This window comes from Beutenbergia cavernae DSM 12333 (assembly GCF_000023105.1).
Lineage (GTDB): Bacteria > Actinomycetota > Actinomycetes > Actinomycetales > Beutenbergiaceae > Beutenbergia > Beutenbergia cavernae.
This window is the reverse complement of sequence record NC_012669.1, coordinates 2,404,039-2,430,528: the sequence shown is the minus strand read 5'-3', so window position 1 is coordinate 2,430,528 and position 26,490 is coordinate 2,404,039. Positions and strand designations below refer to the sequence as shown.

General features: G+C 72.4%; 25 protein-coding genes, 1 tRNA gene and 2 pseudogenes. 20 read left to right on the top strand and 8 right to left on the bottom strand.

The genetic code is table 11. The annotated features are described in order from the left end of the window. Positions 1–4 precede the first annotated feature (4 nt). Together BCAV_RS10875 and BCAV_RS21640 are read left to right on the top strand one after the other, a co-directional pair. On the top strand, positions 5–940 hold the full coding sequence (locus tag BCAV_RS10875; protein ID WP_015882651.1) for a site-specific tyrosine recombinase XerD: 936 nt from the start codon (positions 5–7) through the stop codon (positions 938–940). A gap of 275 nt (positions 941–1,215) precedes the next feature. Further along, on the top strand, positions 1,216–2,181 hold the full coding sequence (locus tag BCAV_RS21640) for a hypothetical protein (RefSeq protein ID WP_015882650.1): 966 nt from the start codon (positions 1,216–1,218) through the stop codon (positions 2,179–2,181). A 147-nt stretch (positions 2,182–2,328) separates the two neighbouring features. Here BCAV_RS21640 and BCAV_RS10865 read toward each other — a convergent pair whose 3' ends face one another. Next, positions 2,329–3,216, bottom strand: a complete 888-nt coding sequence (locus tag BCAV_RS10865) for a TerC family protein (protein ID WP_015882649.1) — start codon at positions 3,214–3,216, stop codon at positions 2,329–2,331. Positions 3,217–3,499: 283 nt separating this feature from the next. On the opposite strand from BCAV_RS10865, the gene BCAV_RS10860 reads away from it, so the two are divergent. Genes BCAV_RS10860 through BCAV_RS10815 form a run of 10 tightly spaced genes read left to right on the top strand, consistent with a single transcriptional unit; the run spans position 3,500 to position 13,200 of the window. Beyond that, positions 3,500–4,321 carry a ParA family protein gene (locus tag BCAV_RS10860; RefSeq protein ID WP_050761842.1) on the top strand — a complete coding sequence of 274 codons (822 nt, stop codon included), beginning with the start codon at positions 3,500–3,502 and terminating at the stop codon, positions 4,319–4,321. Continuing rightward, positions 4,290–5,219, top strand: coding sequence for a segregation and condensation protein A (locus tag BCAV_RS10855; protein WP_144016763.1), 930 nt, complete (start codon positions 4,290–4,292; stop codon positions 5,217–5,219). Before BCAV_RS10860 ends, BCAV_RS10855 begins: the two co-directional genes overlap by 32 nt. Continuing rightward, positions 5,216–5,878, top strand: a complete 663-nt coding sequence (scpB, locus tag BCAV_RS10850) for an SMC-Scp complex subunit ScpB (protein ID WP_015882646.1) — start codon at positions 5,216–5,218, stop codon at positions 5,876–5,878. Before BCAV_RS10855 ends, scpB begins: the two co-directional genes overlap by 4 nt. After that, complete coding sequence (locus BCAV_RS10845) at positions 5,875–6,612, top strand: pseudouridine synthase (protein ID WP_015882645.1); 738 nt, start codon at positions 5,875–5,877, stop codon at positions 6,610–6,612. Before scpB ends, BCAV_RS10845 begins: the two co-directional genes overlap by 4 nt. Positions 6,613–6,646: 34 nt before the next feature. After that, a complete protein-coding gene (locus tag BCAV_RS21635) occupies positions 6,647–7,912 on the top strand; it encodes a hypothetical protein (protein WP_015882644.1) in 1,266 nt (421 codons plus the stop codon). 55 nt (positions 7,913–7,967) lie between these two features. Beyond that, positions 7,968–9,125, top strand: coding sequence for a prephenate dehydrogenase (locus BCAV_RS10835; protein ID WP_144016762.1), 1,158 nt, complete (start codon positions 7,968–7,970; stop codon positions 9,123–9,125). Continuing rightward, positions 9,122–9,862, top strand: coding sequence for a (d)CMP kinase (gene cmk, locus BCAV_RS10830; RefSeq protein WP_015882642.1), 741 nt, complete (start codon positions 9,122–9,124; stop codon positions 9,860–9,862). Before BCAV_RS10835 ends, cmk begins: the two co-directional genes overlap by 4 nt. Next, positions 9,859–10,620, top strand: a complete 762-nt coding sequence (locus tag BCAV_RS10825; protein WP_015882641.1) for a lysophospholipid acyltransferase family protein — start codon at positions 9,859–9,861, stop codon at positions 10,618–10,620. The genes cmk and BCAV_RS10825 overlap by 4 nt, the downstream gene beginning before the upstream one ends. A 4-nt stretch (positions 10,621–10,624) precedes the next feature. After that, positions 10,625–12,112 (top strand): ribosome biogenesis GTPase Der, encoded by a 1,488-nt coding sequence (der, locus tag BCAV_RS10820; RefSeq protein WP_015882640.1) that lies wholly within the window; start codon positions 10,625–10,627, stop codon positions 12,110–12,112. Continuing rightward, positions 12,109–13,200, top strand: a complete 1,092-nt coding sequence (locus tag BCAV_RS10815; protein ID WP_015882639.1) for a hypothetical protein — start codon at positions 12,109–12,111, stop codon at positions 13,198–13,200. The genes der and BCAV_RS10815 overlap by 4 nt, the downstream gene beginning before the upstream one ends. A 34-nt stretch (positions 13,201–13,234) precedes the next feature. Here BCAV_RS10815 and BCAV_RS10810 read toward each other — a convergent pair whose 3' ends face one another. Further along, positions 13,235–13,732 (bottom strand): hypothetical protein, encoded by a 498-nt coding sequence (locus tag BCAV_RS10810; RefSeq protein ID WP_015882638.1) that lies wholly within the window; start codon positions 13,730–13,732, stop codon positions 13,235–13,237. Continuing rightward, positions 13,729–14,238, bottom strand: coding sequence for a hypothetical protein (locus BCAV_RS10805; RefSeq protein ID WP_015882637.1), 510 nt, complete (start codon positions 14,236–14,238; stop codon positions 13,729–13,731). Before BCAV_RS10805 ends, BCAV_RS10810 begins: the two co-directional genes overlap by 4 nt. A gap of 125 nt (positions 14,239–14,363) precedes the next feature. Between BCAV_RS10805 and dapA the strand changes: the two genes are divergently transcribed. From dapA to BCAV_RS10785, 4 genes are all read left to right on the top strand, one after another. Then, complete coding sequence (dapA, locus tag BCAV_RS10800; protein WP_015882636.1) at positions 14,364–15,347, top strand: 4-hydroxy-tetrahydrodipicolinate synthase; 984 nt, start codon at positions 14,364–14,366, stop codon at positions 15,345–15,347. Between the two features lie 78 nt (positions 15,348–15,425). Continuing rightward, positions 15,426–16,181 (top strand): glucose 1-dehydrogenase, encoded by a 756-nt coding sequence (locus tag BCAV_RS10795; RefSeq protein ID WP_015882635.1) that lies wholly within the window; start codon positions 15,426–15,428, stop codon positions 16,179–16,181. A 141-nt stretch (positions 16,182–16,322) separates the two neighbouring features. Beyond that, a complete protein-coding gene (locus BCAV_RS10790; RefSeq protein WP_187292812.1) occupies positions 16,323–17,003 on the top strand; it encodes a DUF998 domain-containing protein in 681 nt (226 codons plus the stop codon). 50 nt (positions 17,004–17,053) lie between these two features. Further along, positions 17,054–17,127, top strand: a tRNA-Pro gene (locus tag BCAV_RS10785). A 235-nt stretch (positions 17,128–17,362) separates the two neighbouring features. Here the strand turns inward: BCAV_RS10785 and BCAV_RS23210 are convergent. The 3 genes and pseudogenes from BCAV_RS23210 to BCAV_RS22140 form a co-directional block, all read right to left on the bottom strand. After that, the gene (locus BCAV_RS23210; RefSeq protein ID WP_050761721.1) at positions 17,363–17,767 is read right to left on the bottom strand and encodes a tyrosine-type recombinase/integrase; all 405 of its coding nucleotides are present in this window, start codon (positions 17,765–17,767) and stop codon (positions 17,363–17,365) included. A 346-nt stretch (positions 17,768–18,113) separates the two neighbouring features. After that, positions 18,114–18,494: pseudogene (locus BCAV_RS23205) on the bottom strand (DNA cytosine methyltransferase); the annotation flags it as partial. A gap of 227 nt (positions 18,495–18,721) precedes the next feature. Then, positions 18,722–20,935 (bottom strand): P-loop NTPase, encoded by a 2,214-nt coding sequence (locus tag BCAV_RS22140; RefSeq protein ID WP_245529034.1) that lies wholly within the window; start codon positions 20,933–20,935, stop codon positions 18,722–18,724. A gap of 375 nt (positions 20,936–21,310) precedes the next feature. Between BCAV_RS22140 and BCAV_RS22135 the strand changes: the two are divergent. Next, positions 21,311–21,715: pseudogene (locus BCAV_RS22135) on the top strand (relaxase domain-containing protein); the annotation flags it as partial. Positions 21,716–22,107: 392 nt separating this feature from the next. On the opposite strand, the gene BCAV_RS10770 reads toward BCAV_RS22135, so the two are convergent. Further along, complete coding sequence (locus BCAV_RS10770; RefSeq protein ID WP_015882630.1) at positions 22,108–23,457, bottom strand: NAD(P)/FAD-dependent oxidoreductase; 1,350 nt, start codon at positions 23,455–23,457, stop codon at positions 22,108–22,110. 135 nt (positions 23,458–23,592) lie between these two features. Here BCAV_RS10770 and arfB point away from each other — a divergent pair, with 135 nt between their 5' ends. The 3 genes from arfB (at position 23,593) to BCAV_RS10755 (ending at position 25,385) form a co-directional block, all read left to right on the top strand. After that, on the top strand, positions 23,593–24,030 hold the full coding sequence (gene arfB / locus BCAV_RS10765; RefSeq protein WP_015882629.1) for an alternative ribosome rescue aminoacyl-tRNA hydrolase ArfB: 438 nt from the start codon (positions 23,593–23,595) through the stop codon (positions 24,028–24,030). 81 nt (positions 24,031–24,111) lie between these two features. Beyond that, a complete protein-coding gene (locus BCAV_RS10760; protein ID WP_015882628.1) occupies positions 24,112–24,945 on the top strand; it encodes an alpha/beta fold hydrolase in 834 nt (277 codons plus the stop codon). After that, on the top strand, positions 24,942–25,385 hold the full coding sequence (locus BCAV_RS10755; protein WP_015882627.1) for a GbsR/MarR family transcriptional regulator: 444 nt from the start codon (positions 24,942–24,944) through the stop codon (positions 25,383–25,385). Before BCAV_RS10760 ends, BCAV_RS10755 begins: the two co-directional genes overlap by 4 nt. A 33-nt stretch (positions 25,386–25,418) precedes the next feature. Here the strand turns inward: BCAV_RS10755 and gap are convergent, their stop codons facing one another. Then, positions 25,419–26,417: a type I glyceraldehyde-3-phosphate dehydrogenase gene (gap, locus tag BCAV_RS10750; RefSeq protein ID WP_015882626.1), complete on the bottom strand. Its 999-nt coding sequence runs from the start codon at positions 26,415–26,417 to the stop codon at positions 25,419–25,421. Between the last annotated feature and the right edge of the window lie 73 nt (positions 26,418–26,490).

The window sequence follows — 26,490 nt, the reverse complement described above, 5'->3', positions numbered from 1 at the left end:
GCGCATGGACGCCGTCGGGCCCGCGCGCGACCTCGAGGACTACCTCGCGCACCTCGGCGTCGAACGGGGTCTGAGCCCGCACACGCTGGCCGCGTACCGGCGTGACCTGTCGCGGTATGCGGCGTACCTGGGGGCGCTCGGTCGTGCCCGGTTGTCCGACGTCCGGCCCGCCGACGTCGACGCGTACGTCGAGGCGCTCCGGACGGGGAGCGACGGCGGGAGCGCCTTGTCGGCGTCGTCGGCGTCACGCGCCGTGGTGGCGGTCCGGGGCTGGCACCGGTTCGCCATGCTCGAGGGCATCGCGCCGAGCGACCCGGCGGTCGACGTGCGGCCGCCGTCGACCACGAAGCGCCTGCCGAAGGCGATCGCCGTGGAGGATGTCGAGCGGCTGCTCGTGGCGGCGTCGGCCGGCGACGGACCCGGCCCGCTGCGCGACCGTGCGCTGCTGGAGCTGCTGTACGGCACGGGGGCGCGGATCACGGAGGCGACGTCGCTCGCCGTCGACGACATCGATCTCGACGACGACGCCGGTTCCGTCCGCTTGTTCGGGAAGGGGCGCCGGGAGCGCGTGGTGCCGCTCGGGCGGTTCGCGCGCGACGCCGTCGACGCCTACCTGGTGCGCGCCCGGCCGGTGCTGGCTCAGGCGGGGACCGGCACGCCGGCGCTGTTCCTCGGCATGCGGGGGCGGCCGCTGAGCCGGCAGAGCGCGTGGGCGATCCTGCAGTCGGCGGCCCGGCGGGCGGACCTGGAGGAGCACGTCTCGCCGCACACGCTGCGCCACTCCTACGCGACGCACCTGCTCGCGGGCGGCGCGGACGTGCGCGTGGTGCAGGAGCTGCTGGGCCATGCGTCGGTGACGACGACGCAGCTGTACACGCTCGTCACCGCGCAGACGCTGCGTGAGGTGTACGCGGCGGCGCACCCGCGGGCGCGCGGCTGACGCGCGATCCCGCTGCGGGTCCCTCCGCCGGGTGCGGGTGGTGCGCCCGCGAGCGTCGTGAGCGCGCGAGTGCGGGGTGAGCGCGCGAGTGCGGAGCGGCACGCACCGCACTCGGACCCTCACCCCGCACTGGAGCGGAACGCGCCGGAGCGGGTCGGGCGCCGGAGCAGAACGCGCGTCATCGATGCGCCACCCACGCCTGTGGACGGCGCTCGGCACCGTCGTCGTCCACAGGACGAACCCGGGCCGGCTGAAACGACGGGCAGGATCCGGGAATGGCTGAACTCATCCCGGGCGCCTCGGTCGAGCCGCGGGTCCCGCCCTCTCTCGTCTGGTACTCCGTCGATGACAGGCGCGAGATCGAGCACCGTCTCCGCCGCGGCGAGCTCCAGAGCGTTCGGCGTGGCTGCTACCGCGTCACCGGGCACGGCACCGACGAGCCCGGCGCCCTCGGGACCGAACGCGAACAGCGCATCCTGGCGCAGGTTGCCGCGCTCGAGGCCCGGCTGCGCACGCCGCACTGGTTCAGCCACACGAGCGCTGCCCTGCTCTGGGGATGCTGGACGTGGCGGCTCGCCGAGGAGGTTCACCTCGTGCAGGGCACACGTCCTGGCGTGAGTCGGCGTCCGGGTGACCCCGTGATGCGCCACGTCGGCCGACTGCCCGCGAGCGATCGAGCGGAGATCGCCGGCGTGCCGGTGACAGCCCTCCCGCGGACGATCATCGACTGTGCGCGCACGCTCCCGATCGCATCCGCTCTCGTGATCGCTGACTCGGGCCTACGGATCGGGACGAGCGCGGAGGAAGTCAGGGACCGCGCGGCGTCGATGAGGGGTGCTCGGGGCATCCTCCGTGCGGAACGCGTGCTTCGGCTGATGGATGCTCGCTCCGGTTCTCCCGGGGAGACGCTCGTGCGCCTCATCGCCCACGAGGCAGGGCTGCCGAGACCCGATCTCTCGCACCCGGTGCGGACCGCTCTGGGTCTGCTGTGGCTCGACATCGCCTGGCCGGACCTGCGCGTCGCGGTCGAGTTCGACGGCGACGGGAAGTACGGCCGGAAGCCTGCGGAGGTGCAAGCCCGGCTCCTCGCCGAGAAGCGACGCAACGATGCCCTCGACGAGCACGAGTGGCGCCTCGTGCACGTCACGTGGGAGCAGCTCGGTGACCCGGCGCGGATCGTCGCCCGCATCCGTCACGCGATGGCGCAGCAGGTGGCCCGAGGCCGTCGCGTTGCGCTGTAGCCGCGAACCGTGTCCGGATCGGTGCTGAGAGCGAGTGCGGGGAGTGCGCCCGAGTGCGGAGCGGCACGCACCGCACTCGGACGCACGCCCCACACTCGCCTGGGCGTGGCGCCTCGGGCTCCCGGAGTGGCGCTCGCCGTGGCGGACCTACTCCCGCTCGACGGGGGCGTCGGAAGGGGCCACGGCGACGGCGACGGGCTTGCGCGACAGCCCGATCGCGCCGTCGGAGTCGCGTTCCGCCGCGGCGAGCGCGTCGCCGTCGTCGGCGAGGCGAGGGCGGCTGCGCAGCTCCACCGGGGTGGCGGCCTGCGCCCGCTCGTACTGCTTGCGGCGGTACGTGAGGTTGAGCGCTTCGACGAGCACCGCGAACGCCATCGGGCCGTAGATGAGCGCCTTCTCCACGTGGACGCCGAACCCGTCGACCACGAGGAACGTGCCGATGAGGAGCAGGAACGACAGCGCCAGGATCTTCACCGACGGGTGCTTGTTGACGAACCCGAAGATGTACTTCGCCGCGACCAGCATGATCCCGAACGAGAGCACCACTGCCGCGATGATGACCACGAGGTTGTCCACCATCCCCACGGCGGTGATCACCGAGTCGAACGAGAACACGACGTCCAGCACGAGGATCTGCGCGATGATCGCGCCGAACGTCGCCCGAGCCGCGCCGCCGCCGCCGTGGCCGTGCTCGACCCCCTCGAGCTTCTCGTGGATCTCCCTCACGGCCTTGTAGATGAGGAACGCGCCGCCGAGCAGGAGGATGAGGTCACGGCCCGAGAAGTCGTGCCCGATGACGGTCACCAGCGGCTCGGTCAGCGTGATCATCCACGACGCCGCGAACAGGAGGCCGATCCGGCTCACCATCGCGAGGGTCAGCCCCAGATTGCGCGCCTTCGCCTGCTGATCGGGCGGCAGCTTGCTCGCGAGGATCGAGATGAAGATCACGTTGTCGACGCCGAGAACGATCTCCAGCACGAACAGCGTGAGGAAGGCGACGAGGAGGTCAGGCGTCAGTTCGAGGCTGAGGTCCACTGCTGGAGCGTACCGGCGCAGACACCGCTGATCGCGTGCCGTCCGGCGCGGGCGGTAGATCGCAGGCGGGCCCGGAGGCTAGCGTGGCCGTGTGAGCGAGGAGCAGCCTGCACTCGACGTGCCGACGTACACCCAGGGTGTCGTCGGTACCGACGTCCCGACGGCGGCCCCCGGCGGACGTCCGGAGACGCCGGCCGCAGAGGCGCCAGCCGCCGAGGCGCCAGGCGCACCATCGACCGACCAGCACGCCGACGCCCACGACGGGCTCCCGCCCGCAGGTTCCGTGCCCATCCCGGACTTCCCCGAGCCGCAGCCCCTCGCCTCGCACGGCCCCGCGAGGATCGTCGCGATGTGCAACCAGAAGGGCGGCGTCGGCAAGACGACGACCACGATCAACCTGGGGGCGGCGCTCGCGGAGTACGGCCGTCGGGTCCTGCTCGTCGACTTCGACCCGCAGGGGGCGGCGTCCGCCGGGCTCGGCGTCTCCGCCCACGAGCTCGACGACACGATCTACACGGCCCTCATGGACCCGAAGTTCGACGTGCGGACGATCGTCACGCCGACCGCCGTCGCCGGCCTGGACCTGGTGCCGGCGAACATCGACCTGTCGGCGGCGGAGGTGCAGCTCGTCAACGAGGTCGCGCGCGAGCAGGCTCTGACCCGCGTGCTGCGTCCCGTGCTGGACGACTACGACGTCGTCCTCATCGACTGCCAGCCCTCGCTCGGCCTGCTCACCGTCAACGCGCTGACCGCCGCCCACGGCGTCGTCGTCCCGCTCGAGACCGAGTTCTTCGCACTGCGCGGCGTCGCGCTCCTGCTCGAGACGATCGAGAAGGTCCGCGACCGACTGAACCCGCGGCTGCGCACCGACGGCATCCTCGCCACGATGTACGACGGCCGCACGCTCCACTCGCGGGAGGTGCTCGCGCGCGTCCGCGAGGCGTTCGGCGACGAGGTCTTCTCCACGGTGATCGGGCGCACGGTGAAGTTCCCGGACGCCTCGGTGGCGACCGAGCCCATCACCACGTACGCGCCGAGCCACTCCGGCGCGGAGGCGTACCGGTCGCTGGCGCGTGAGCTCATCGCCCGCGGTGACGTCGCCTGACGACGGCGCCGGCACCCTCGGCGCGCCCGTCGAGGCAGCAGCCGGCCGCTCCCGGCGCGGCACGTTCGAGGTCACGCTCGACAACTTCACCGGCCCGTTCGACCTCCTGCTCTCGCTCATCGCGAAGCACCAGATGGACGTCACGGAGGTCGCGCTCGCCGAGGTGACCGACGAGTTCGTCGCCTACCTCCGCGCCCAGAAGGACTGGGACCTCTCGCAGGCGAGCGAGTTCCTCGTGATCGGCGCGACGCTGCTCGACCTCAAGGCCGCGCGGCTGCTGCCGGGGGCGAACCTGGAGGACAGCGAGGACCTCGAGCTGCTCGAGGCCCGCGACCTGCTGTTCGCGCGGCTCCTGCAGTACCGGGCCTTCAAGGACGTGGCCAGTCACCTCGCCGCGCGATGGGAGACGGCGGGGCGCTCGGTGCCCCGGAGCGTGCGCCTCGAGCCGCGGTTCGCCGCGCTGCTGCCGGAGCTCGTGCTGCGGGTCGGCCCGGAGCAGCTCGCCGCGCTGGCCGCGCTCGCCCTCGTCCCCAAGCCCGTGCCGCAGGTCGGCCTCGGCCACCTGCACGCTCCGACGGTGAGCGTGCGGGAGCAGGCGGCGCTCCTGGTATCGCGGCTGCGGCACGTGCGGGCGACGTCGTTCCGGGCGCTGACGGACGACGCGGAGGCGGCGAACGTCGTCGTCGCCCGCTTCCTCGCCCTGCTCGACCTGTTCCGCGAGGGTGCCGTCGCGTTCGATCAGGCGGAGGCGCTCGGCGAGCTCACCATCCGGTGGACGGGCAGCGAGGAGGGCGACGTCGAGGTGGGCGAGGACTTCGACGAGGTGTCTCCCGCGCCGGACGGCGACGCCGACGGTGCGTCTGGCGCGGACGCGCCCGCCGGTACGCTCGCCGGGTGAGTGAGACGCCCGAGCCGATCCCCGACGCCGACGAGGCGCCGGAGCCTGAGGGCCCGACTCCGCCGGCCGCGGCCCTGCCCACCTGGTCGGAGCTCCCCGGCGGCGAGGCGGCCGCGCTCGAGGCGGTGCTCATGGTGATCGACGAACCGGTGGCCGCCGCACGGCTCGCCACGGTCCTGGACGTGCCGGAGCCGCGGGTCCGCGAGCTCCTCGCGCAGCTCGCAGCCGAGTATCGCGGGGAGGCCGACGGCGTCCGGCCCCGCGGGTTCGAGCTGCGGGAGGTGGGGGGCGGCTGGCGCCTGTACTCCGCCGCGGCGTTCGCCCCGGCCGTGGAGCGGCTCGTGCTCGACGGGCAGACCGCCCGGCTCACGCAGGCCTCGCTGGAGACGCTCGCCGTCGTCGCCTACCGGCAGCCCGTCTCGCGCGGCCGCATCTCGGCGATCCGCGGCGTCAACGTCGACGGCGTGGTGCGGACCCTGCTCGCCCGTGGGCTCATCGAGGAGGCGGGGCAGGACGGAGACAGCGGGGCGACCCTGTACCGCACGTCCGGCTACTTCCTCGAGAGGATGGGGCTCGCGTCGCTCGAGGAGCTCCCGCCGCTCGCGCCGTACCTGCCGGACATCGAGGCGCTCGACGACGTCGACGGGACGGCCCGATGAGCGCACCCGCGGAGGGCGTGCGACTGCAGAAGGTCCTGGCCGGCGCCGGTCTCGGGTCGAGGCGCGCCTGCGAGGACCTCATCTCGGCGGGCCGGGTGAGCGTGGACGGCGAGGTCGTCCGCGAGCTGGGCACGAGGGTCGACCCGACCGCCGCCGTCATCCACGTCGACGGGCTGCGCCTGCAGCTCGACCCGGGCGTCGTCACGCTCGCGCTGAACAAGCCGCGGGGCGTCCACTCGACGATGCACGACGACCGCGGGCGGCCCGCGCTGGCGGAGCTCGTGGCCGACCGCCCGGAGCGGCTGTTCCACGTCGGCCGGCTCGACGCCGACACGGAGGGCCTCCTCCTGCTGACGAACGACGGCGAGCTGGCGCACCGCCTCGCGCACCCCTCGTACGAGGTGCCGAAGACGTACGTCGCGCGCGTGACCGGCCGCGTGGCCCGCGGGCTCGGGCGGCGTCTCAAGGACGGGATCGAGCTCGACGACGGCCCCGCGCGCGTCGACCGCTTCACCATCCTCGAGCAGGGGCCGGACAGCGCGGTCGTCGAGCTCGTGCTGCACGAGGGCCGCAACCGCATCGTGCGCCGACTCCTGGACGCCGCCGGGCACCCCGTGCAGCGCCTGACCCGGACGCGGGTCGGGCCGGTGCTGCTCGGCCAGCTGCGACCGGGTGCCACGCGCGTGATCGACGGCGAGGAGCTCGGCCGTCTGATGTCCTCCGTCGGCCTGTAGTCCCCGCCCCGCCTCCACCACCGAGAGGACCTCGATGTCCCAGCCACCGCCGAGCACAGCGCTCGGGATCGTGCTCCTGCGCAGCCCCGCGGGTTCCTCGTTCGACGCCGAGGTCGACGCCGTCGTCGCGGGCATGGCGGCCGCCGGAGCTCCGGCGGCGAGGGAGGGGACGGTCTTCCGGGTGCGGCAGGCCGCCGGCACGGCTACCGTTACCCCGGAGCCGGCGCCGCTCGCGTACAACCAGGCGTTCGGGCCGATGATCGCCGCGCACCCCGACGCCGCCGGGATCGTCGAGGCGTACAAGGCGCACACGGGGCTGTTCGGCGTGACGGTCGAGGGGGCCGACCCGGCCGGGGCCGCGTCCCTCCTGCGGACGATCCTCGGCGGGATCGCCGCTCACCCCAGCGCGTCCGTCGTGATCCTGCCGGGCGAGCAGCGGTTCGCCACCGCCGCCGAGTACCGGGCGGCCGAGGCGGCCGCAGCGCCCGCAGCGCCCGCTCCGGCGGAGGCGGTCGGCGCCCCGGTCCCAGCGGCGACCCCCGCCTCGGAGCCCGCAGCCGCCCTCGAACCGGCTCTCACCGCCGTCGTCCTCCTGGCGGAGGCGCCCCGCAGCCTGGGCGAGATCGTCTCGGCGATCAGCCCGAGCATGGGTGACCCGCTGATGGACGCCCCGGTGCTGCCCCGTCTCGACATCACGATCAACTCGCACCAGTTCGTGGTCGGCGGGCTCACGAGCCCGGTCGAGGACCGGCAGCTCGGCGGCGACCTGGCCGTGAGCCCGATGCGCTCCAGGCTCACCCCGGTCGTCGAGGGCCACCGCGGCGCGATCACCGTGGGCGTGGTGCTCGACGCCGACTGGACCGGCGCGATGGCGACGTTCACCAACGTGGTGGCGAACGTGCTCGACCGGCCGGACGCGGGCGGCGTGTGGATCCCCGAGCAGGCGATGGTCACCACCGACGTGCTGTTCCAGGGCGAGGCGGCGCAGCACCCGGCGCTCACCTGGACACGGGTCCACGCCGGGGTGCTCGACGCGCAGCAGGGCATGTCGTTCGCGTTCACGCGCGGTCTTGCCGCCCTCGGCGGCCGCGACGTGCAGCTCGTGGCGACGGCGGAGCCCGCCCGCCTCTTCGAGGACCTGCGCCAGGCGCTCGCCGAGGAGCTCGCGCGCGGCGCGCTGCCCCGCCTGGGCGGATCGCTCACGCTGGCCGGCGGGGAGTTCACGCTGACCGAGGGCACGAGCGTGGCGGGTCTCGGCCCGGTGCTCGACCTGCGGTACGCGCCCCCCGCCACCCGGTGACGGCGACCCGCCGCGCGTACGGGCGGCGCCGTCCGGCCCCGCTACAGTGCCCATCGTGAGTCAGGAGGACGCCGCGCCGGCGAGGACGACGACGCCGAGCCTGGCGACCCGTGGCCCGGTCCTGATCGTCGGTTCGGGGCTGATCGGCGCGAGCATCGGCCTGGCCCTCGCCACGCACGGCGTCCCGGTGCGGCTGAGCGACGCCTCGCCGTCGGCTCTCGCGCTGGCGCGCGACGTCGGGGCGGGCCAGCCGTCCGCGGACGCCGACGACGGCGGCGACGTGCGCCTCGTGGTGGTGGCCGTGCCGCCGGACGTGACGGCCGACGTCGTCGCACGCGAGCTGCGCGCCCATCCGGGTGCCGTGGTGACCGACGTCGCGAGCGTCAAGGGCATCGTGCTGGAGGAGCTGGCCGACGCGGACCTCGCCGCGGAGGACCTGGCCCGGTACGTCGGCTCGCACCCCATGGCCGGGCGGGAGCGGTCCGGGGCGGCGGCCGCCGACGCCGACCTGTTCGCCGGACGCCCGTGGGTGATCGTCGACCACGGGTCGTCGTCGCCGGACGCGCTCATGGCGGTTCGGCACCTCGCCGTCGACGTCGGCGCGAGCCCCGTGCAGCTGAGCGCACGCGAGCACGACGAGGCGGTCGCGCTCGTCTCGCACCTGCCGCAGGTCATCGCCTCGCTCGTCGCGTCGCGGCTGCAGGGCGCCCCGGAGTCGGCGCTCGCGCTCGCCGGTCAGGGGCTGCGCGACGTGACCCGGATCGCGGCCAGCGACCCGCAGCTCTGGGCGGCGATCCTCGTGGGGAACGCCGGCCCGGTGGCCGCCACGCTGGCGGCGGTCCGCGACGACCTCGCCGCGTTGGTGTCGGCGCTCGACGAGGCGGCGGTGCACGGCCCGCTGACGCCAGGGTCGATGGCCGCGGCGTCCGGCGTCGTCGCGCGCGGGAACGCCGGCGTGGCTCGGATCCCGGGCAAGCACGGCGGCGCTCGACGCACGTACGGCGAGGTCACGGTGCTCGTGCCGGACCGCCCGGGCGAGCTCGGCCGCCTGTTCGGCGAGGTCGGCGAGATCGGCGTGAACATCGAGGACTTCCAGATGGAGCACGCGCCCCGGCAGAGGGTCGGCATGGCGGTGCTGTCGGTGCTGCCGGCGTCCGTCACGCCGCTCGAGGAGGCGCTGCAGGAACGGGGTTGGCGGGTGGTGAGCGCATGAGCGCGGCATCCCAGGAGCACGGACGACGCGGCGTCGTCGTCGCGATCGACGGGCCGTCCGGGTCCGGCAAGTCGACGATCGGGCGGCACCTGGCGGCGACGCGCGGCCTGGCGTACCTCGACACCGGGGCCATGTACCGCGCGGCGACGTGGTGGTGCCGCGAGGAGGGCGTGGACCTCGACGACGAGGATGCCGTGCGCCGTGCAGTGGCGGTCATGCCCCTGGAGATGCGCACGGACCCGGCGCAGGCGCGCGTCGTCGTCGGCGATGCGGACGTCACGGACGCGATCCGCACCACCCAGATCACGACCATCGTCAGCAAGGTCGCGACGAATCTCGGCGTGCGGGCGTGGATGCGGGTCCGGCAGCGCAGCGAGATCGCCGACGCGCTCCGCGTCGAAGGCTCGTTCGAGGGGCGCGGCATCGTCGCCGAGGGTCGCGACATCACGACCGTCGTGGCGCCGGACGCGGACGTGCGGATCCTGCTCCTGGCCCGCGAGGACGCGCGGCTCGCCCGGCGTGCGCGGGAGGTGCACGGGTCGGACGACGACGACGCGATCGCCGCCACCCGCGACCAGGTGCTGCGTCGCGACGCCGACGACTCCACCGTCTCGACCTTCACGGTGGCCGCCGACGGCGTCGTCACCGTCGACACGTCCGACCTCGACCTCCAGCAGGCGATCGCCGCCGTGGAACAGGTGGTGGCCGAGCGACTCGCGGCGCGGACGCCGTCGTGACCGGTCCCGGCCAGCGGGCGACGCCGCCCGGTCCGGGCCGCGGCGTGACACCCGAGGACATCCGGCGCTGGGGACCGACGTGGTCCCGCCGGGTCGGCTGGTTCCTCGATCACGTGTGGTGGAGCACGAGCGTGCTCGACGCCGATCGCGTGCCTCCGACCGGCCGGGTGCTGCTCGCGCCGAACCACACGGGCGTCGTCGACGGCCCGGTGGTGCACGGTGCGGTGCCGCGCGAGTCGCACTTCCTCGTCAAGGAGGAGTTCTTCACGTCCCGGCTGGGGTTCCTCATGCGGTGGGCGGGCCAGATCCCGGTGGATCGCACGAACGGGCGGGCGGCGCTGACGACGGCGCTCGCGCTGCTCGAGGAGGACCGGTGCGTGGGCGTGTTCCCGGAGGGCACGCGTGGGCGCGGCGACGTGACGACGGCGCGGCACGGGATCGCGTGGCTCGCGGTCCGCAGCGGCGCGCCGGTGGTGCCGGTCGCGGTCCTCGGCACGCGCCGCAGCGGCGACTCGCGGGGGCACGTGCCTGGTCCGCGGTCCCGGCTGTACGTCGCGTTCGGGGAGCCGGTGCAGGCGGCCGAGCCGGGCGCGACCACGGGCCGCCGGGCCATCGCGGGCGCCATGGACGTCATCCGCGGCGCGATGCTCGCCACGATCGCCGACGCGACGGCGCGCACCGGCGTGGGCCTGCCCGCCGACGATCCGGTGGCCGGGGAGGCCCGAGGCGCGGAAGGGTCGCCAGGCACGAGAGAATGAGCCGGTGACCACCGACGAGCGACCTGACTCTGCGCCCGAGGCCGACGCCGCTGAGGACCTCCAGCGGGCCGAGGCGTTGCGCGCCGGCCTCGACGACTACGAGCTCGACGACGAGGACCGCGCCCTCCTCGAGGGCGCTGGGGGCTTCGGCGACGACGACGCCGACGACGCCTCGCTGCCGGTCCTCGCCGTCATCGGGCGCCCGAACGTGGGCAAGTCGACCCTCGTGAACCGGATCCTGGGTCGCCGCGAGGCGGTGGTCCAGGACGTCCCCGGCGTAACTCGCGACCGCGTGCGGTACACCGCGGAGTGGGCGGGCCGGCCGTTCGTGCTGGTCGACACCGGCGGCTGGGAGCACGACGCGCGTGGCCTCCACGCGCGGGTCGCGGAGCAGGCGGAGATCGCCGTCGAGCTGGCTGACGCCGTGATGTTCGTCGTCGACGCGGCGGTCGGCGCCACGGACACGGACGAGCGCGTCGTGCGCATCCTGCGGAAGTCCGGCAAGCCGGTGCTGCTGGTGGCGAACAAGGTCGACGACGCGCGTGGTGAGGCCGACGCCGCTGCGCTGTGGAACCTCGGGCTCGGCGAGCCGTTCGCCACGTCGGCGCTGCACGGCCGGGGGAGCGGTGACCTGCTCGACGCCGCGCTGGCCATCCTGCCCGAGCGGTCCGCCGTCGCGCGTCCGTCCGGGCGCGGCGGCCCGCGGCGGGTGGCGCTCGTGGGGAAGCCCAACGTCGGCAAGTCCAGCCTGCTGAACTCGCTCACGGGGAGCGAGCGCGTCGTCGTCGACGACGTCGCCGGCACGACGCGCGACCCGGTCGACGAGCTGATCGAGCTCGGCGGGCGGCCGTGGGTGTTCGTCGACACGGCCGGGATCCGGCGCCGCGTGCACCAGGCCCAGGGCGCCGACTTCTACGCATCACTGCGCACGCAGGCGGCGATCGAGAAGGCGGAGGTGGCGGTCGTCGTCGTCGACGCGAGCGTGCCCCTGACGGAGCAGGACATCCGGGTGGTGCAGGAGGTCATCGACGCCGGCCGCGCCCTCGTGATCGCCTACAACAAGTGGGACCTCATGGATCCCGAGCGGCGGCCGTTCCTCGAGCGGGAGATCGAGCTCGACCTCGTGCAGGTCCAGTGGGCGCCGCGGGTGAACATCTCGGCGAAGACGCGCTGGCACGTGGACCGGGTGGCGAAGCACCTCGACACGGCGCTCGAGTCGTGGGACTCCCGCGTCCCGACCGGGCGCCTCAACGCGTTCCTCGGGGAGCTCGCCGCGGCGCACCCGCACCCGGTGCGGAGCGGGAAGCAGCCGCGCGTGCTGTTCGCGACGCAGGCCGACACGCGCCCGCCGCGGTTCGTCCTGTTCGCGACCGGGTTCCTGGAGCCCGGCTACCGGCGTTACATCGAGCGGCGCCTGCGGGAGACGTTCGGCTTCGCCGGGACGCCGATCCAGCTCAGCGTGCGGGTGCGGGAGAAGCGGCCCCGCCGGTGACGTCGCCCGGCCCGGCCGAGCCGCACCCGCCGCCCGCGGGTGCGGACGGCCGCCGAGCGCCGTCGGGCAGGGCACCGCTGCTGCGGTGGGGTCTGCCGCGCGACCCGGACGCGATGCGGCACGTGGCCGCGTTCCTCGTGGTGACGGTCGCGACGGTGGCCGTGACACGGGCGTTCCTCGCGGCGGCCGGCTACCCGCAGCTCGGGGGCGGCGGGCTGCACGTCGCGCACGTGCTGTGGGGCGGGCTGGCGATGGCGCTCTCCGTGCTGCTCCTGCTCTCGTTCGCGGGGCCGGTGGTGCGGCCCGCGGCGGCCGTGGTGGGCGGCATCGGGTTCGGGCTGTTCATCGACGAGGTGGGCAAGTTCCTCACCTCGGACAACGACTACTTCTACGAGCCGGCGTTCGTGGTCATGTACGCGACGTGCGTGGTGCTCGTGCTCGGGGCCGACGCCGTGCACTCGCGACGCCGGTTCGCCGCGGCGGAGTACCTGGCGGGGGCCACCGACCACGCCGTGTCCGGCCTGGTCGGCGGGTTCAGCGCGTGGCAGCGGGCGAGCGCGGTGCGGCTCGCCGAGTCCGGCGCGTCGGCGCCCGGGGCCGGCGAGGTGCGGGCGCTGCTCGACGCCGTCCCGGACGACGACGCCGAGCTGGCCGATCCGGTGCGTGCCGTCGGGCACCGCCTGAGCGAGCTCCTGCGCGCCGTGGTCGTGCGGCGGTGGGCGTGGCCGGCGGCGGTCGGCGGGGTCGGCGTGGTGCTCGGCGCGTCCCTCGTGCTCTCGATCCGGGACGCGTCGCGCGCGGTGGACGACGGCGTCGCCTGGCTCGCGTACCTGGCGTTCGCCTCGATCCTGGTGAGCGCCGCCGCGCTCGGGTGGGCGTTCTGGCGGCTGCGCACGGATCGGGCGGCGGCGTTCGGGGCGGTGCGGCTCGCCGTCGTCGTCAACCTGCTCCTCACGCAGTTCGCGCTGTACCGGTTCAGCCCGTGGTTCGCGACGGCGATCGTGCTCGCCGACCTGCTCGTGCTCGGCGTCGTGTGGGCGGAACGGCACCGGCTGGCGTTCGAACCAGGCGAGGCCAGGCGGGGCTGACGGCCGGCGTCGCCGTCGGCTCGGCCCTGGTCGCTCAGAGCGCGATGTCGGCAGGGCTGATCGCCCCGAGGCACGGGATCACGAGAACGTCCCGTTCGTGCACGTCCTCCGGGAGCCGGGCGAGGTCGTGGTGCGCGTCGGCGTGCTCCGGGCGGACGACGAAGCGCACGCGCCGGGCCTGGGATGCCCGCCCCACCAGGCGCACCTCCGAGAGGATCGGCGAGCAGCCCGAGAGGTCCGCGTCGACCCAGACCTGCCGGGGCAGGCCGCGCAGGCGCGGGACGGTGGCGTCGACCCGGACCACGAGCACCGAGCGCAGGAGCGTCGACGTCGTGTGGTGACCGGCGGCGGGCACGGCGCGGCGTCCGAGCAGCACCACCGGGGTGGCGGCGACCTGCGCGGTGGCCGCGAGCGAGACGCCGTCCACGAGCACGTCGTCCGGCGTGAGGACCGCCCCGTCGGGCCACGGGCCGCCGACCGGTGCGCGCATCGTGGCGAGGTGGCTCGTCAGGACGGTGTGGAGGAGGCTCACCGGGCGTCCCGGCTGCACACGTCACGCCGGCGGAGGGTGCCGCCGCAGGGGACGGCGAGGAGGTCGCCGGCACGCACGTCCCGGGGGACGTGGATCTCGGTCTCCGCGGGAGCGGCGCCGTCGCCCTGCCGTACGGTCGCGAGGACCATGCGCGCCCGGGAGACACGCCCGATGAGGCGGAGCTCGGGCCACGCGACGCGGACGCGGGAGAGGTCGGCGTCGACCGCGAGGTGCGGGACGCCGTCGGCCCCGAGGGCGACGCCGCGCACGGACATCAGCACGATCGTCTCGGCGGGGCGGGCGCGGGTGGTGCCGCGAGGGCCGGCCGGGACGGCGTCCACCGTGTGCACGCACGGGGTGCGGCAGAGGACGGCGAGGTCGTGCAGCGAGACGCCGCCCACCACGAGGTCGGTGGTGGTGGCGTGGGTGCCGAGCGGCCACTGGTCCGGGGCGATCGGGTCCGGGATGGTGGCGCGCAGGGTCGGCATGATCGCGGTCAAGGTCATGGCTACGTTCTACGTCGGCCGGGCGGTCGGCGACCCGGGTCCTGACGGAACTCGTACGCCGTCGACGGCGGTGTTGACGGTTCTCGTACGGCGCCGACGGCGGCGCTCGGCCTAGCGTGGCCGGCATGGCTGACACACCCTTCGGGCGGCTGCTCGCCGCCGTCGTCACCCCGTTCACGCCCGACGGCCACCTGGATCTCGGCGCCCTGGAGCGTCACGTCGACCGACTGGTCTCCGCCGGCGTGGACGGGCTCGTGGTCGCGGGCACGACCGGCGAGAGCGCCGCGCTGGGCGCCGACGAGAGGAGCGACGTCGTCCGGGTCGCCACGAGCGTGGCCGCGGGCCGGGCACGCGTGGTGTCCGGGACCGGTGAGCACGACACGACGAGCGCGATCGAGGCCGCCCGGGCCGGCGTCCGCGCGGGAGCGGATGCGGTGCTCGCGCCGACCCCGGCGTACGTGCGGCCGAGCCAGGCGGGCGTGCTCGCGCACCTGCGGGCCGTCGCCGACGCCGCCGACGTGCCCGTGATGCTCTACGACAACCCGCGCCGCTCCGGCGTCGGACTGGAGCTGGCGACGCTCGAGCGGGCTGCCGCGCACCCCAACGTCTGCGCGATCAAGGACGCCACCGACGACCTGTCCCGGGCCGCCGACATCCTCGGGATGCTCGAGCTGGCGTACTTCGCCGGCTCGGACGTCGCCGCGCTCCCGACGCTCGCGCTCGGGGGGACAGGGCTGGTGGGCGTGGCCGCGAACGTGGCGCCCGAGGAGTACCGGCAGTTGCTCGACGCTGTCTCGGCGGGAGATCTGCGGGCTGCCGCCCTCGCGCACCACCGCCTCGAACCCCTCGTCCGGGCGCTGAACCGGCACGTGCCGCCGGCCGTCGCGACGAAGGTGGTGCTGCGCGGTCTGGGGCTGCTGCCGTGCGCGCGGGTGCGGCTGCCGCTCGTCGGGCCGGACGCGGCCGAGGTCGTGGCGATCCGACGGGACCTCGAGCGGTACGCGCCGCTGCCGGAGGTGCGCGCGGGTCTGGTGCGGCTGGACCACCCGGACGCGCTCGGGGGCGCGCTGTCCTGGCCGGAGGGGGCGCCGTCGGCGGTCGCGGTCTGAGGCGGGGAGCCGCGGGCGGTAGCGTTTCGGTCGGTGGCGGCGAGGGCCGTCGCGCCCGCTCGAGGAGGTCCGAGGACGATGACGAACCCGTTCGACCTGTCAGGCCGCGTGGCCTTTGTCACCGGAGGTGCCCAGGGGATCGGCGAGGCGGTGTCCGTCGGTCTGCGCGACGCCGGGGCGCGCGTGGTGATCGGCGACCTCAACGCTGAGATCGGGGAGGCGACGGCGGAGCGGCTCGGCGTCGACTTCGTGCAGCTCGACGTGACGGACTCTGCGAGCGTGGACGCCGCCGTCGGGCACGTCGTCTCGGAGTTCGGGTCGATCGACGTGGCCGTGAACAACGCCGGGATCGTGACGAACACGCCGGCCGAGGAGATGGGCGACGACGAGTGGCGGCGGGTGCTCGCCGTCGACCTCGACGGCGTCTTCTACTGCTGCCGTGCCGAGGGCCGGGCGATGCTCGCCGCGGGCCGCGGGACCATCATCAACACGGGTTCCATGAGCGGACACATCTCGAACCACCCGCAGCCGCAGTCGTCGTACAACGCGGCGAAGGCCGGCGTCATCCACCTGACGAAGTCGCTGGCGGGGGAGTGGGCCTCGCGCGGTGTGCGGGTGAACTCGATCTCGCCGGGGTACATCGGGACCGAGCTGACTCGCCGGGGGCTCGAGCTGCAGCCGGAGTGGGGCAAGACGTGGATCGGCGGGACGCCGCTGGGGCGGGTCGGGGAGCCTGCCGAGCTGGCGCCGGCGGTGGTGTTCCTGGCGTCCGACGCGTCGAGCTTCTGCACCGGCACCGACCTGGTGATCGACGGCGGCTACACCGTCTGGTGAGGCGGGTGCGTGGTGGGCGGGCCGGCGCCGGGGGCGGGGGATAGTTCTTCCCGCGAAGGCGTTCGTTGTGAGCGTTTGGGGCGTTCCGGTCGGGCCGACGACGGCGGAGCGCGCGTCGGTCACCTGGCCGGCGGTGTGGTGGTGCTCGCCGCAGGACTGTTCCCCGTGCTGGAGTCCGTGGTCGCGGCAGGGTGGGCGCCGCCGGGCTACGACTGGTCAGCGAACTACCTGAGCGACCTCGGCGTCCCGCAGTGCGTGGTGACGGACCGGGTGATCTGCTCGCCGCGGCACGCGGTGATGAACGCGGGGTTCGTGACGCTCGGGCTGCTCGTGGGCGCCGGGGCTGCGCTGCTGCGCTCGCTCGTGCGGACGCGCTGGCGGGGGCCGGTGCTGGTGGCGGCTGGTGTGCTCGCGCTCGGCGTCGTGGGACTCGGCGTGTTCCCGGGGTCGGTGGTCGAGGCGCTCGACGGCGACGTCGTGCGCATGGCTTTGCACACGACGGCGTCCGTCGCCGCTGTCGTGGGCGGGCTGGTCACGATACTGCTCGTGATCGTCGCCTCGTGGGGCCGCCGGGCGGGCTACGTCGGGGCCAGCGCGGCGCTGCTGGCGGTGGGGTGCGCCGGCGTGGCGGTGGACGTGCTCGGGCTGGACGTCGGTCTCGGGCCGGGCGCGGTGCAGCGCCTGACCGTGTACCCGATCGTGGCGTGGCTCGTGCTCACCGGGGTCCTCGTACTGGTGGCGTCCTGGCGCGGATCGCTGGGGATAGTGGCGGCGTCCGACGGCGTGGCGATGCCGGCTCCGGGGGCTGGTCCAGGGTCCTGATCGAGGCCCCGGCTGCGGTAGGCTCATCCGGGCCCACCACGGTGGGCCGGCGGGCTGTGGCGCAGCTTGGTAGCGCACCTGACTGGGGGTCAGGGGGTCGCAGGTTCAAATCCTGTCAGCCCGACGCAAAAGCCCTGGTGAGAGCATGTTCTTCGCCAGGGCTTCCTCGTGTCCGGGGTCGGTTTCCGGTGCCCGTGCGAGTCGGTCCTGCGACGTCTTGGCGAGGCCCGCGCCCCCAATCGCTCGGTGAGGCCTGCTGGGTGATGAATTGGACCAAATGGTGCCTGTGAGATGGACCAATCTGCGGGCAGGGGTGCTCCGGCCGGTGTCGGGCGGCCGGAGCGGGCTGGTGCAAGGCGTCACAGGTGGGGCCCGTCGTGGCGTCGTGGCTCCCTTCTCGGTGCGGGCGTGGAGAGGGACCGGTTGGCCTGTTTCGCGGCTGCGGCTAGGTGGCGGTGGTCGGAGTGCAGGTAGCCCTTGGTGGTCTCGATGGACTGGTGGCCGAGGATGCCCTGGAGCACGTGGAGCACGATGCCGGCGTCAGCCATCCAGGTGGCTCCGATGGGTGCAGACCGTGCCGGGTGAGGTCCTGGGTTCCCATCGGCCGATGGCGTCGGCGTAGCGTCCCCAGCGTCGAAGATGTCCTTGATCAGCGTCCACAGGGCCTCTGACTCGTTGCGCTTGTTCGGTGAGCCATCGGGTCCGTGCAGGGCAAGGTCGATGATCTGGTGCGACAGCGCGATCGTGCCCCGGCTGGCCCGCACCTGTTCTAGAGACTCGCCGGCTCGGGAGGAGGCGAAGGCCAGCGGGGTTCGGAACAGGGCCTTGCGGGTGGGCGAGGATGAAGATGCGGAAGCGGTGGTGAGAAGCGCCGACAAGCGAAGCCGGTAGGCCGATCCATCGTGTGTCTCGCCTCAGGTCGGCCAGATCGCCGAGAACGGCGCCCGCCGCCCTGAGAGGTCGGGTTGCGTCGTCCCCCACATGCCACGGGTCGGGTTCCACGTCGCGAAGGGTCGAGGCCGCATCGGTTGCGGAGGTCGCATTGTCGGGGTTGCGTCGTTCATGTCCTGTGCCTTCCAGTGTGGCGCGCTGGGCGGCGGTGGTGGACAGCAGCCCGCGGACGTTCTCGATCACCACGAGCTTGGGTTGTAGTGCCGCGAATGCGGCGGCCATGTTGGACCAGAGTCCGGACGCGGCGCAGGGTGTGAGACCGGCGCGCTGTCCGACTGTGAGGACGAATTGGCAGGGGAACACGCCGGTGAGAATGTCCACGGGTGCCGCTGCGCGCCTGTCCATGGCGGTGATGTCGCCAAGGTTCGGCGCGTCGGGCCAGTGACGGCCGAAGATGCGGGCGACGGTTTCGTTGAGTTCGGAGAACCAGATGGTCTCGGCGCTAAAGACGTGCTCGACGGCGAGGTCGAGCCCGCCGCGGCCGGAGAACAGCGGTCCGACCCGGAGTGGACCGTCGTCGCGGTCCGGGGAGTTGTGCATGAGGGCTCCGGCGGTTCGGTGCCCCCGGACCCGAGCCCCTCATGGAGCCCATCGCCGGGCTGATCACCTGCCAGGTGCACGACCTCGCACAGCCGGCGCCGATGTCCCGCTGACGGCATGTCAGGGTGCACCCGCTGCCAGTAGTCAGGCCAGGGCCGATCTGCGTCACGCCCGCCCGCCCTCGGAGCGATCACGCCCTTGCAGGTCGAGGTTGAAGCGCGGGCTACCTACCCGCCGGCGCTATCCGGAGAAGAACCGTCGTCGGGGTCGGGTGGCAACGGAAGCGACTCGAAGTCCTGTCGAAGCTTCTGCAGGTCGCGCTTGACGTGATCACTCGCTGTCCCAAGAAGGGCCAGCTGCGCATACGTGCGCCTCCAGTCGCCGCGCACGGTGCCCCAGAGGTCTTCAAGATCCGGCGCACCGACGCCCTTGGAGTGATCAGAGGAGATACGTTCGAGCACTTTTGTCGCATATCGGAGGAAGGCGATCCACGTAACAACGTTGCTGCTCGACGCGTCCAGCGATGCGGCACGCTCAAAAGCGCTCAACCCGCGCTCGTAGTAGGTATGGACATCGAACGGGACGCGTGAAGCCTTCTCCAGAAGAACCGTGCCTAGGGTTGTAAAGCTGTATGTATCGGCGACAAGCTCAGTTGCGCGGAGTGAAAAAGACTCCGCCTTGGCGAGCAAATTTGCGTCGGATCGAGAGTTTCGTCGTGCGAGGATCGCTCGCTGTTCCCAGTACCTCGCGCTCCAGGACCCGAACACGTCAACGAGCGATGTGTACCAAGAATCGAGATCTGCGCCAGGAAAAGCTTCGTTCAGGTTTCGATGTGACATGAAACTGCCAACTAGAAGGGCGGTTGGATTGCGCTCCCGCAGACTCTTCTGGTTTAGCCTGGATGAAACGCTTCGAACCGCATTTCGCAGCATCTCGGCGGCGCTATCGATACCCATGCGTTCGACTGTGGGCTGTAGCGCCAGCCAGCGATGGCGAGTTCGTACGTCGGTGCCGTCGGTCGAGACAAGAGACGCAAGGCGCGGATCGTCTTGAATCCGCCTAACTAGCTCGTCGCTGTTGATCCCGATCATTCTGCTGGCGTCAATGACCAATAGGCGACGATTCACGAGAGACGCATATGACGCGACAAGAGTGGCTCTGAGCGCCTGGGTGTCCTTCAGCTCTTGGACAAGATGTTCGACCCGCCGCCCGAATCCTGGTGCGTTCTCGAGTTGAGCCATCGCATCAAACAGGTCGTGGCCCTTAAAGTGCGCCAAGCGCGCGGGGTCCGGGCGTCCTTCGAGTATCCCGAGTCTGCCCACCCGTTCTAGCGTGTCAACTAGTCGAGCCGCATCGGTCCTTGACAGGCGGCCGTTGATCCCGGCGACCCGTGCGTGAGCAAGATTGGAGCCGCTGATCCGTCCGAGGATGTTGGATTCGCGAGCGGAATCGTCGACGACCACGCAGGCGACGCTTGCTCCGGAGAGACGTGCCTCCGTCGCAAGTCGATCCAAGTCGTCCGCGATGTCGGCCGCGCCGTCGAAGAGGAGAGCCAATGCCTTCCCGTCCGCAGCGAAGGCGAGGAGTGCCTCGACGTCGATACGCCCCTCATGGCGGAACCGAAATGTCCTCCAAGAAGCCTTCCTAAGATGCTCGCCGAGCTGAAGTAGGCCCGTAGAGCGACCCGTTAGGCGCCTTCCGGTATACGCGATGACCGTTGATTTCTGAAGGGACCGACCAATCTGATTGCAGTCGAGTGTCGCCTTGGTAACCCATTCAAGCTCGGCTGCTAGGCCGTTCTGAATATCGGTCCAGTGGGGTTCGTCGCCGCCAAGGAAATCGTGTCCTGCTGGTACGGGCGATGAGGTTGACTTGAGTTCAGTGAACTGCTGGCCGATACGAATGCCGAGTTCAAGCTCTGCGCCCAGGTCATGTTCGAGGTCAAGGCCCGTAAGCTCACCCCATTCAAGAACAAAGTCCTCAGCGGTCATCTCAACCGGGATGAGGCCCCACCGCGTCAAGTCCGCGTGCATCGCACGCGAGATCGTTCTGGCGACGTAGAAACTGGGGGCAGCGTGGGTCGGATGACGGCGCGATACGACGCTCTCGATGTCAGGTTCATCTCTTAGCCGCGCGCCGAGAATCACGAATGGTGAGTTTCCATACGAGTCGTGGAAGTTGACCGGCCAAGCCGCCCTAGACGCCGCCGAGACTGCGTACTCACTCAGGGAGAACACGAGCTTCCTGGGGTCCTCGGTATCGACCACACCGTGAAGATGGACGACATTGAGACTTCGACCCTGACGGAAGCTGTCATCCCAGTTCAAGACCTGAACTTGCCGACTTGTTTCCTTCGCAACCGCGGTGTGCGCAGATTCGAATGTGTCGTCGACGTTGAGGGTCCAGACGGTTGCCCACGGGCTTCTCGCGTAGTACTCCATCCAGTATGGGTGCTTGACACCCCAGAAGCGCTCCCTAAACCACGAGTACACGCGTGATTCGCCGGCAGCCTCGACAGCGCGATCGTAGATCCGCCAGAGTAGATCCCCCTGCTCATTGGGCACGTCGAACGCATCGCATAGCTGTTGAATCAGCTTTTTGCTACCCGGAAGCGAAACCCCAGTGTGTGATGTCGAGTCCATGCTTGCCCCGGCGCCGAGCAGTAAGTGATACTCGCCGTTACGCGCAGCCCGACGTAGAGCCAGACGCTGCGCATCTGTGACATCGTTCAAGCTGACGCGTGGCCCCTGGGTCATATGCCCAGCATCGCAGACGGCTGGGCTGCGTGCCTCGCACCTAGGCGTTGTGACGGTTCGATGCGCGTGATGAGTGCGGGCGATGGCTACAAGTACCTGCTGCGCACCGCCGCGGCCGCAGACGGGGACGGAACCCTCCCTACTCCGCTGACGCGCTACTACGAAGCGGGAAGACCACCGGGCCAATGGCTCGGTTCCGGAGTCGTCTCGCTTGGCAAGGGCCAACTCGCGGTCGGTGATCGGGCATCGGAGGCCCAGCTCCAGCTCCTGATGGGAATGAGCCGCGACCCGATCACCGGCAACCCGCTCGGTCATGCGTTCCCCCCCTACAAGTCCGTGCCGGAGCGGATCGAGCTCCGGATTGCGGACCTTGACCCGAGCCTGAGTCCGGGCGCCAAGGGCGATGCGGTCGCGCAGATCGAGGCCGAGGAGACGGAACGCGGCAGACGCCGGGCGGTGGCGGGGCCTGGCGCCGAGGTCACGGGCGAGGTCGGCGACGTGGCGCTTCCCGCGCGCCACAGGTCCGAGCGGGTTGCCAGCGATCGCGAGCACCCAGGAGCCCTCCTGAGGCCCGACGTACCCGGTGAACCGCAGGTCGCCGAGCTCGAGCAGCAGGCGGGCGTGTTCGGCGGCGACGTAGACGCCGCCGTAGGTCAGTCCGGACTCGCCCTCGCCGTCCCCCATCCGTATCGGGGCTGCAGGAAACACGCGGTCAGGCCTGACGTGCGACAGCGGCGCTCGCCACTCGTTCACACGAACACGGCCGACGTGCGAGCTCCCTCCGCGGGAGTCGTGCAGGTGCCCGTCCACCGCTCGGACTCGCGACCCGCAGAGACGCCCACGGTGGCGCCGACCCGTCAGGCCACGAGCGACGTCGGCGCGTCCGACCGCTCCGGCGGCGGGGTGCCGCCCCGCCTGAACGCCTCCCGCGGCCTGCTGACCGCGGCGAGCGACGCCGGGTCACGCCGTCCGGCGAGCGCCGGCAGCCAGTCGAGCAGCACCCGCAGCTTGCGCTCCCACGTCGGGACCGCCAGCACGTGGTACCCGCGGTGCAGCGCCCACGCCGGCCAGCCGGTGATCACCAGCCGCTTGAACTGGAAGATCCCGTGGCCGCGCCCGAGCGTCGCGACGACGCCGAGCGACGGGTGCTCGTAGTCGCGGGTCGGCAGCCCGCGCAGCGTCGCGACCACGTTCGCCGCGAGCAGACGCGCCTGCCGCACGGCGTGCTGCGCGTTCGGCACGGTGAACGACGCGCCGCCGAGAGCCAGGTCGGGGATCGCGGCGTCGTCGCCGGCCGCCCACGCGTCCGGCACCGGCTCGTCCACCGAGCCCAGACGCAGGTCCGGCCGCGTGAGGAGGTAGCCGCGCGTGTCCACCGGCAGGTCCGTGTGCTTCGCGACCACCGGGTTCGCGGCGTTGCCCGCCGTCCACACGATGAGCTCGGAGTCGAACTCCTCGCCGGTCGACAGCTCGACATGACCGCCGACGGCCGAGACCAGCTTCGCGCCCAGGTGGACGATGCCGCCCCGCGAACGCAGGTGCTTCACCACCCACCGCCCGGGACGCTCGGTCACCTCCGGCAGGATGCGGCCCTGCGCCTCGACGAGGTGGAACGCCAGCTCCTCGCGGCGTAGCTCCGGGTAGTAGGCCAGCAGCTCGGTCGCGAGCGACAGCGTCTCCGCGAAGCCCTCGACGCCCGAGAACCCGCCGCCGACGAACGTCACCGTGAGCAGCCGCGCCCGCTCCGGGCCGTCCGGCAGCGCCGCCGCCCTATCGAAGGCGGTGAGGAGCCGGTCCCGGATCGCCACCGCTTCCTCCACGTTCTTCAGGCCGATCGCCTCGTCCAGCAGGCCGGGGATCGGGAACGTGCGCGTGACGGCGCCGGCCGTCACCACGACGACGTCGTACGGGAACGTGAGCGCCTGACCGTCCGGGCCGACGGCGTGCACCGTGCGGTGCGCGTGGTCGATCCGCCGCGCCGCACCGGCCACCACGCGGGTGCGGCGCAGGTGCCGGCGGAGCGGGACGACGGCGTGCCGCGCCTCGATCGCTCCCGACGCCACCTCGGGCAGGAACGGCTGATACGTCATGTAGGGGCGCGGGTCGAGGACGGTGACCTTCGCCTCGCCCCTCCTCAGCAATCTCTCGAGCGTCCACGCCGTGTAGAGGCCTGCATAGCCGCCGCCCACGATCAGGATCCTCGTCATCGTCTCCTCTGTCTCCTCTCGCCTTCACCCGTGTGACGCCGTAGCCCCGTCGGATGTGACATCGACCAGCTCCGGAAGGTCGTGGCCCGTGGAGCGCTGACCCGGCGCCGGCGGCATCTGCCGGATGATGGGCGAATGCCCGCACACGCTCGACCCGGCCTGCGGGTGACGAACGCCCTGGCCATCCCGGAGGCGGAGCTGTCCTGGCGGTTCTCGCGTTCGTCGGGTCCGGGCGGTCAGGGCGTGAACACGGCGGACTCGCGCGTCGAGCTGTCATGGGACGTCACGGCCTCGCATGTCCTCACCGAAGTGCAGCGTGACCGGATCGTCGAACGACTGGGACGGCGCATGGCCGGGGGAGTGCTGACCGTCGTGGCGTCCGAGCACCGCGCCCAGCTGCGCAATCGCGACGCCGCCCGCTCCCGGCTCGCCGCCCTCGTCGCCGACGCGCTCGCCCCGCCCGGACCGCGCCGTCGGGCCACGCGGCCGACGCGTGGGTCGGTGGCACGGCGCATCGACGCGAAGAAGCGTCGGTCCGGGATCAAGCAGATGCGGCGACCGCCCCAGGACTGACCTGGTCCGCACCGGGTCAGCGCGGCCCGCCGTCTCCGCGGCGAGCACCGCACCGGCCTCCTCGTGATCTATATTTAGAGAATGCTAAATCTCGACGGGACGATGCCGCGACCCGGCACTCTCATCCACTTCGCCGACCTGCCGGGGGAGCGGCGCGCCGTCGTCCTCGTCCACGGCGCGGGCCTGGACCACGAGATGTTTGCGGAGCAGGGGCTGGCGTTGCATGCGAAGGGCCACCGCGTCGTCGTACTGGACCTGCGTGCGCACGGTGCGTCGGCGCTCGACGCCGGTGAACGCTTCACGGCAGAAGCCGCGCTGGGCGACGTCGCCGCCCTGCTCGACCTCCTCGGCCTGCGGAAGCCCGTGATCGTGGGCCACTCCCTCGGGGGCAACCTGGCTCAGGCGCTCGTGCGCCGCGACCCCGGCCGGCTCGGCGGCCTCGTCGTCGTCGACTCCACCTGGAACGCCGGGCCGCTCAGCGCCGTCGAACGGTGGCTGCTGCGCGCGGCCGCACCGATGCTCCGCACCGTCCCAGCCGCGCGCCTTCCCGGGATCATGGCCCGCGCCTCATCTGTCACTCCCGCCGCCATCGCCGCGATCGAGGCGACCTTCGCGCGCATGCCGAAGACGACGTTCCTGGACGTGTGGCGCGCGACTGCCTCGCTCGTACGGCCGGAACCGGGCTATCGGACGCCGGTGCCGCTGGCGCTCCTGCGCGGAGAGCAGGACCGCACGGGAAACATCGGGGCAGCCATGCCGCGATGGGCCGGGGCCGAGGGGGTCCCGGAGCACGTGATACCCAGGGCTGGGCACGTCGTCACGCTGGACGCCCCGACGGCGGTCTCGGACACGCTGGTCGACCTCCTCTCCGGGGGATGGGCCGACCGCACGGAGTCGGGGAGGTCGCGCGCGTGACCGAGGAACAGCTGACGTTCTCTCAGGCGATGGGCGACATGCTGGCCACCTGGCAGCTGCCGCGCGCCACGGGCCGCACCTACGGATACCTGCTGCTCCAGTCCGAGGCCACCTCCTTCCAGGAGATCGGGGCGGACCTCGGGCTCAGCCCGGGCGCCGTCAGCACCTCGGTCCGCGAGCTCGTCGCCTGGGGACTCGCCCGCACGATCCCGCAGCCGGGCAGCCGGCGACTGCTCGTCGAGGCCGCCGGAGGGTTCGAGCAGCTGCTCGCCGCCAGCCATGAGCGGTCCAGGGCGTTCATCCGGACCCTGCGCAGCGGTCAGGCCCTGGCCGACGACGATCGGGTGGCGACCCGCCTGGTGGATCTCACGGACCTGTTCGAGGCGTACGTCGAGGCGGGCGAACAGATGCTCCGACGCCGTCACGAGGCCGGCGGGTGAGCGAGCGGGGCCGCGGCCACCCGGTCGCCCGCCTCACCCGGCGGCGAGCAGCTCGAGCGTGTCGAGGACGCGGTTCGAGAAGCCCCACTCGTTGTCGTACCAGGCGACGACCTTGATGTGCCGCCCCTCGACGCGGGTCAGCTCCGAGTCGAAGATCGCCGACGCCGGGTTGCCTGTGATGTCCGAAGACACGAGCGCGTCGTCGGAGTACTCGAGGATCCCCTGCAGCGGCCCGTCGGCGGCAGCGCGGTACGCGGCCAGCACGTCGTCGAGCGAGACGTCGCGCGTGACGGTCGTGTTGAGCTCGACGATCGAGCCCACCGGCACAGGCACGCGGATCGAGTCGCCGGAGAGCTTGCCGTCGAGACCCGGCAGCACGCGGCCGATCGCCTTCGCCGCACCGGTCGTCGTCGGCGCGATGTTGACGGCCGCGGCGCGAGCGCGGCGCGCGTCCCGATGGGGACCGTCCTGCAGGTTCTGCTCCTGCGTGTAGGCGTGCACCGTCGTCATGAACCCGTGCTCGATGCCGGCGAGCTCGTCGAGCACCGCGGCCAGCGGCGCGAGCGCGTTCGTGGTGCACGAGGCGTTCGAGACGATCGTGTGCGCCGCGGGGTCGTACGCGTCGGTGTTCACGCCGAACGCGAGCGTGACGTCGGCGCCGTCCGACGGCGCGCTGACGAGCACCCGCGAGGCGCCGGCGTCGAGGTGAGCACGTGCCGCGGACGCGGACGTGAAGCGGCCAGTCGCCTCGAGCACGAGGTCGACGCCGAGCTCCGCCCACGGCAGCTGCGCCGGCTCCCGCTCGGCGAGCACGGTGATCCGGCGCCCGTCGACGACGAGAGCGTCGCCGTCGACAGTCACCGGCCGACCCAGCCGGCCCGACGTCGAGTCGAAGGCCAGCAGCCGGGCAAGGGCGGCCGGCTCCGTGAGGTCGTTGACGGCGACGACGTCGAGGTCCGTGCCGCGTTCGAGCATCACGCGGAGCACGTTGCGTCCGATGCGGCCGAACCCGTTGATGGCGATGCGAGTCATGAGCGATTCCCTCTCCTGGTCGTTCTCCTCGCTCCCAGGTTGGCGGGCGCCGTCGGCCGGTGACAGCGGCGTC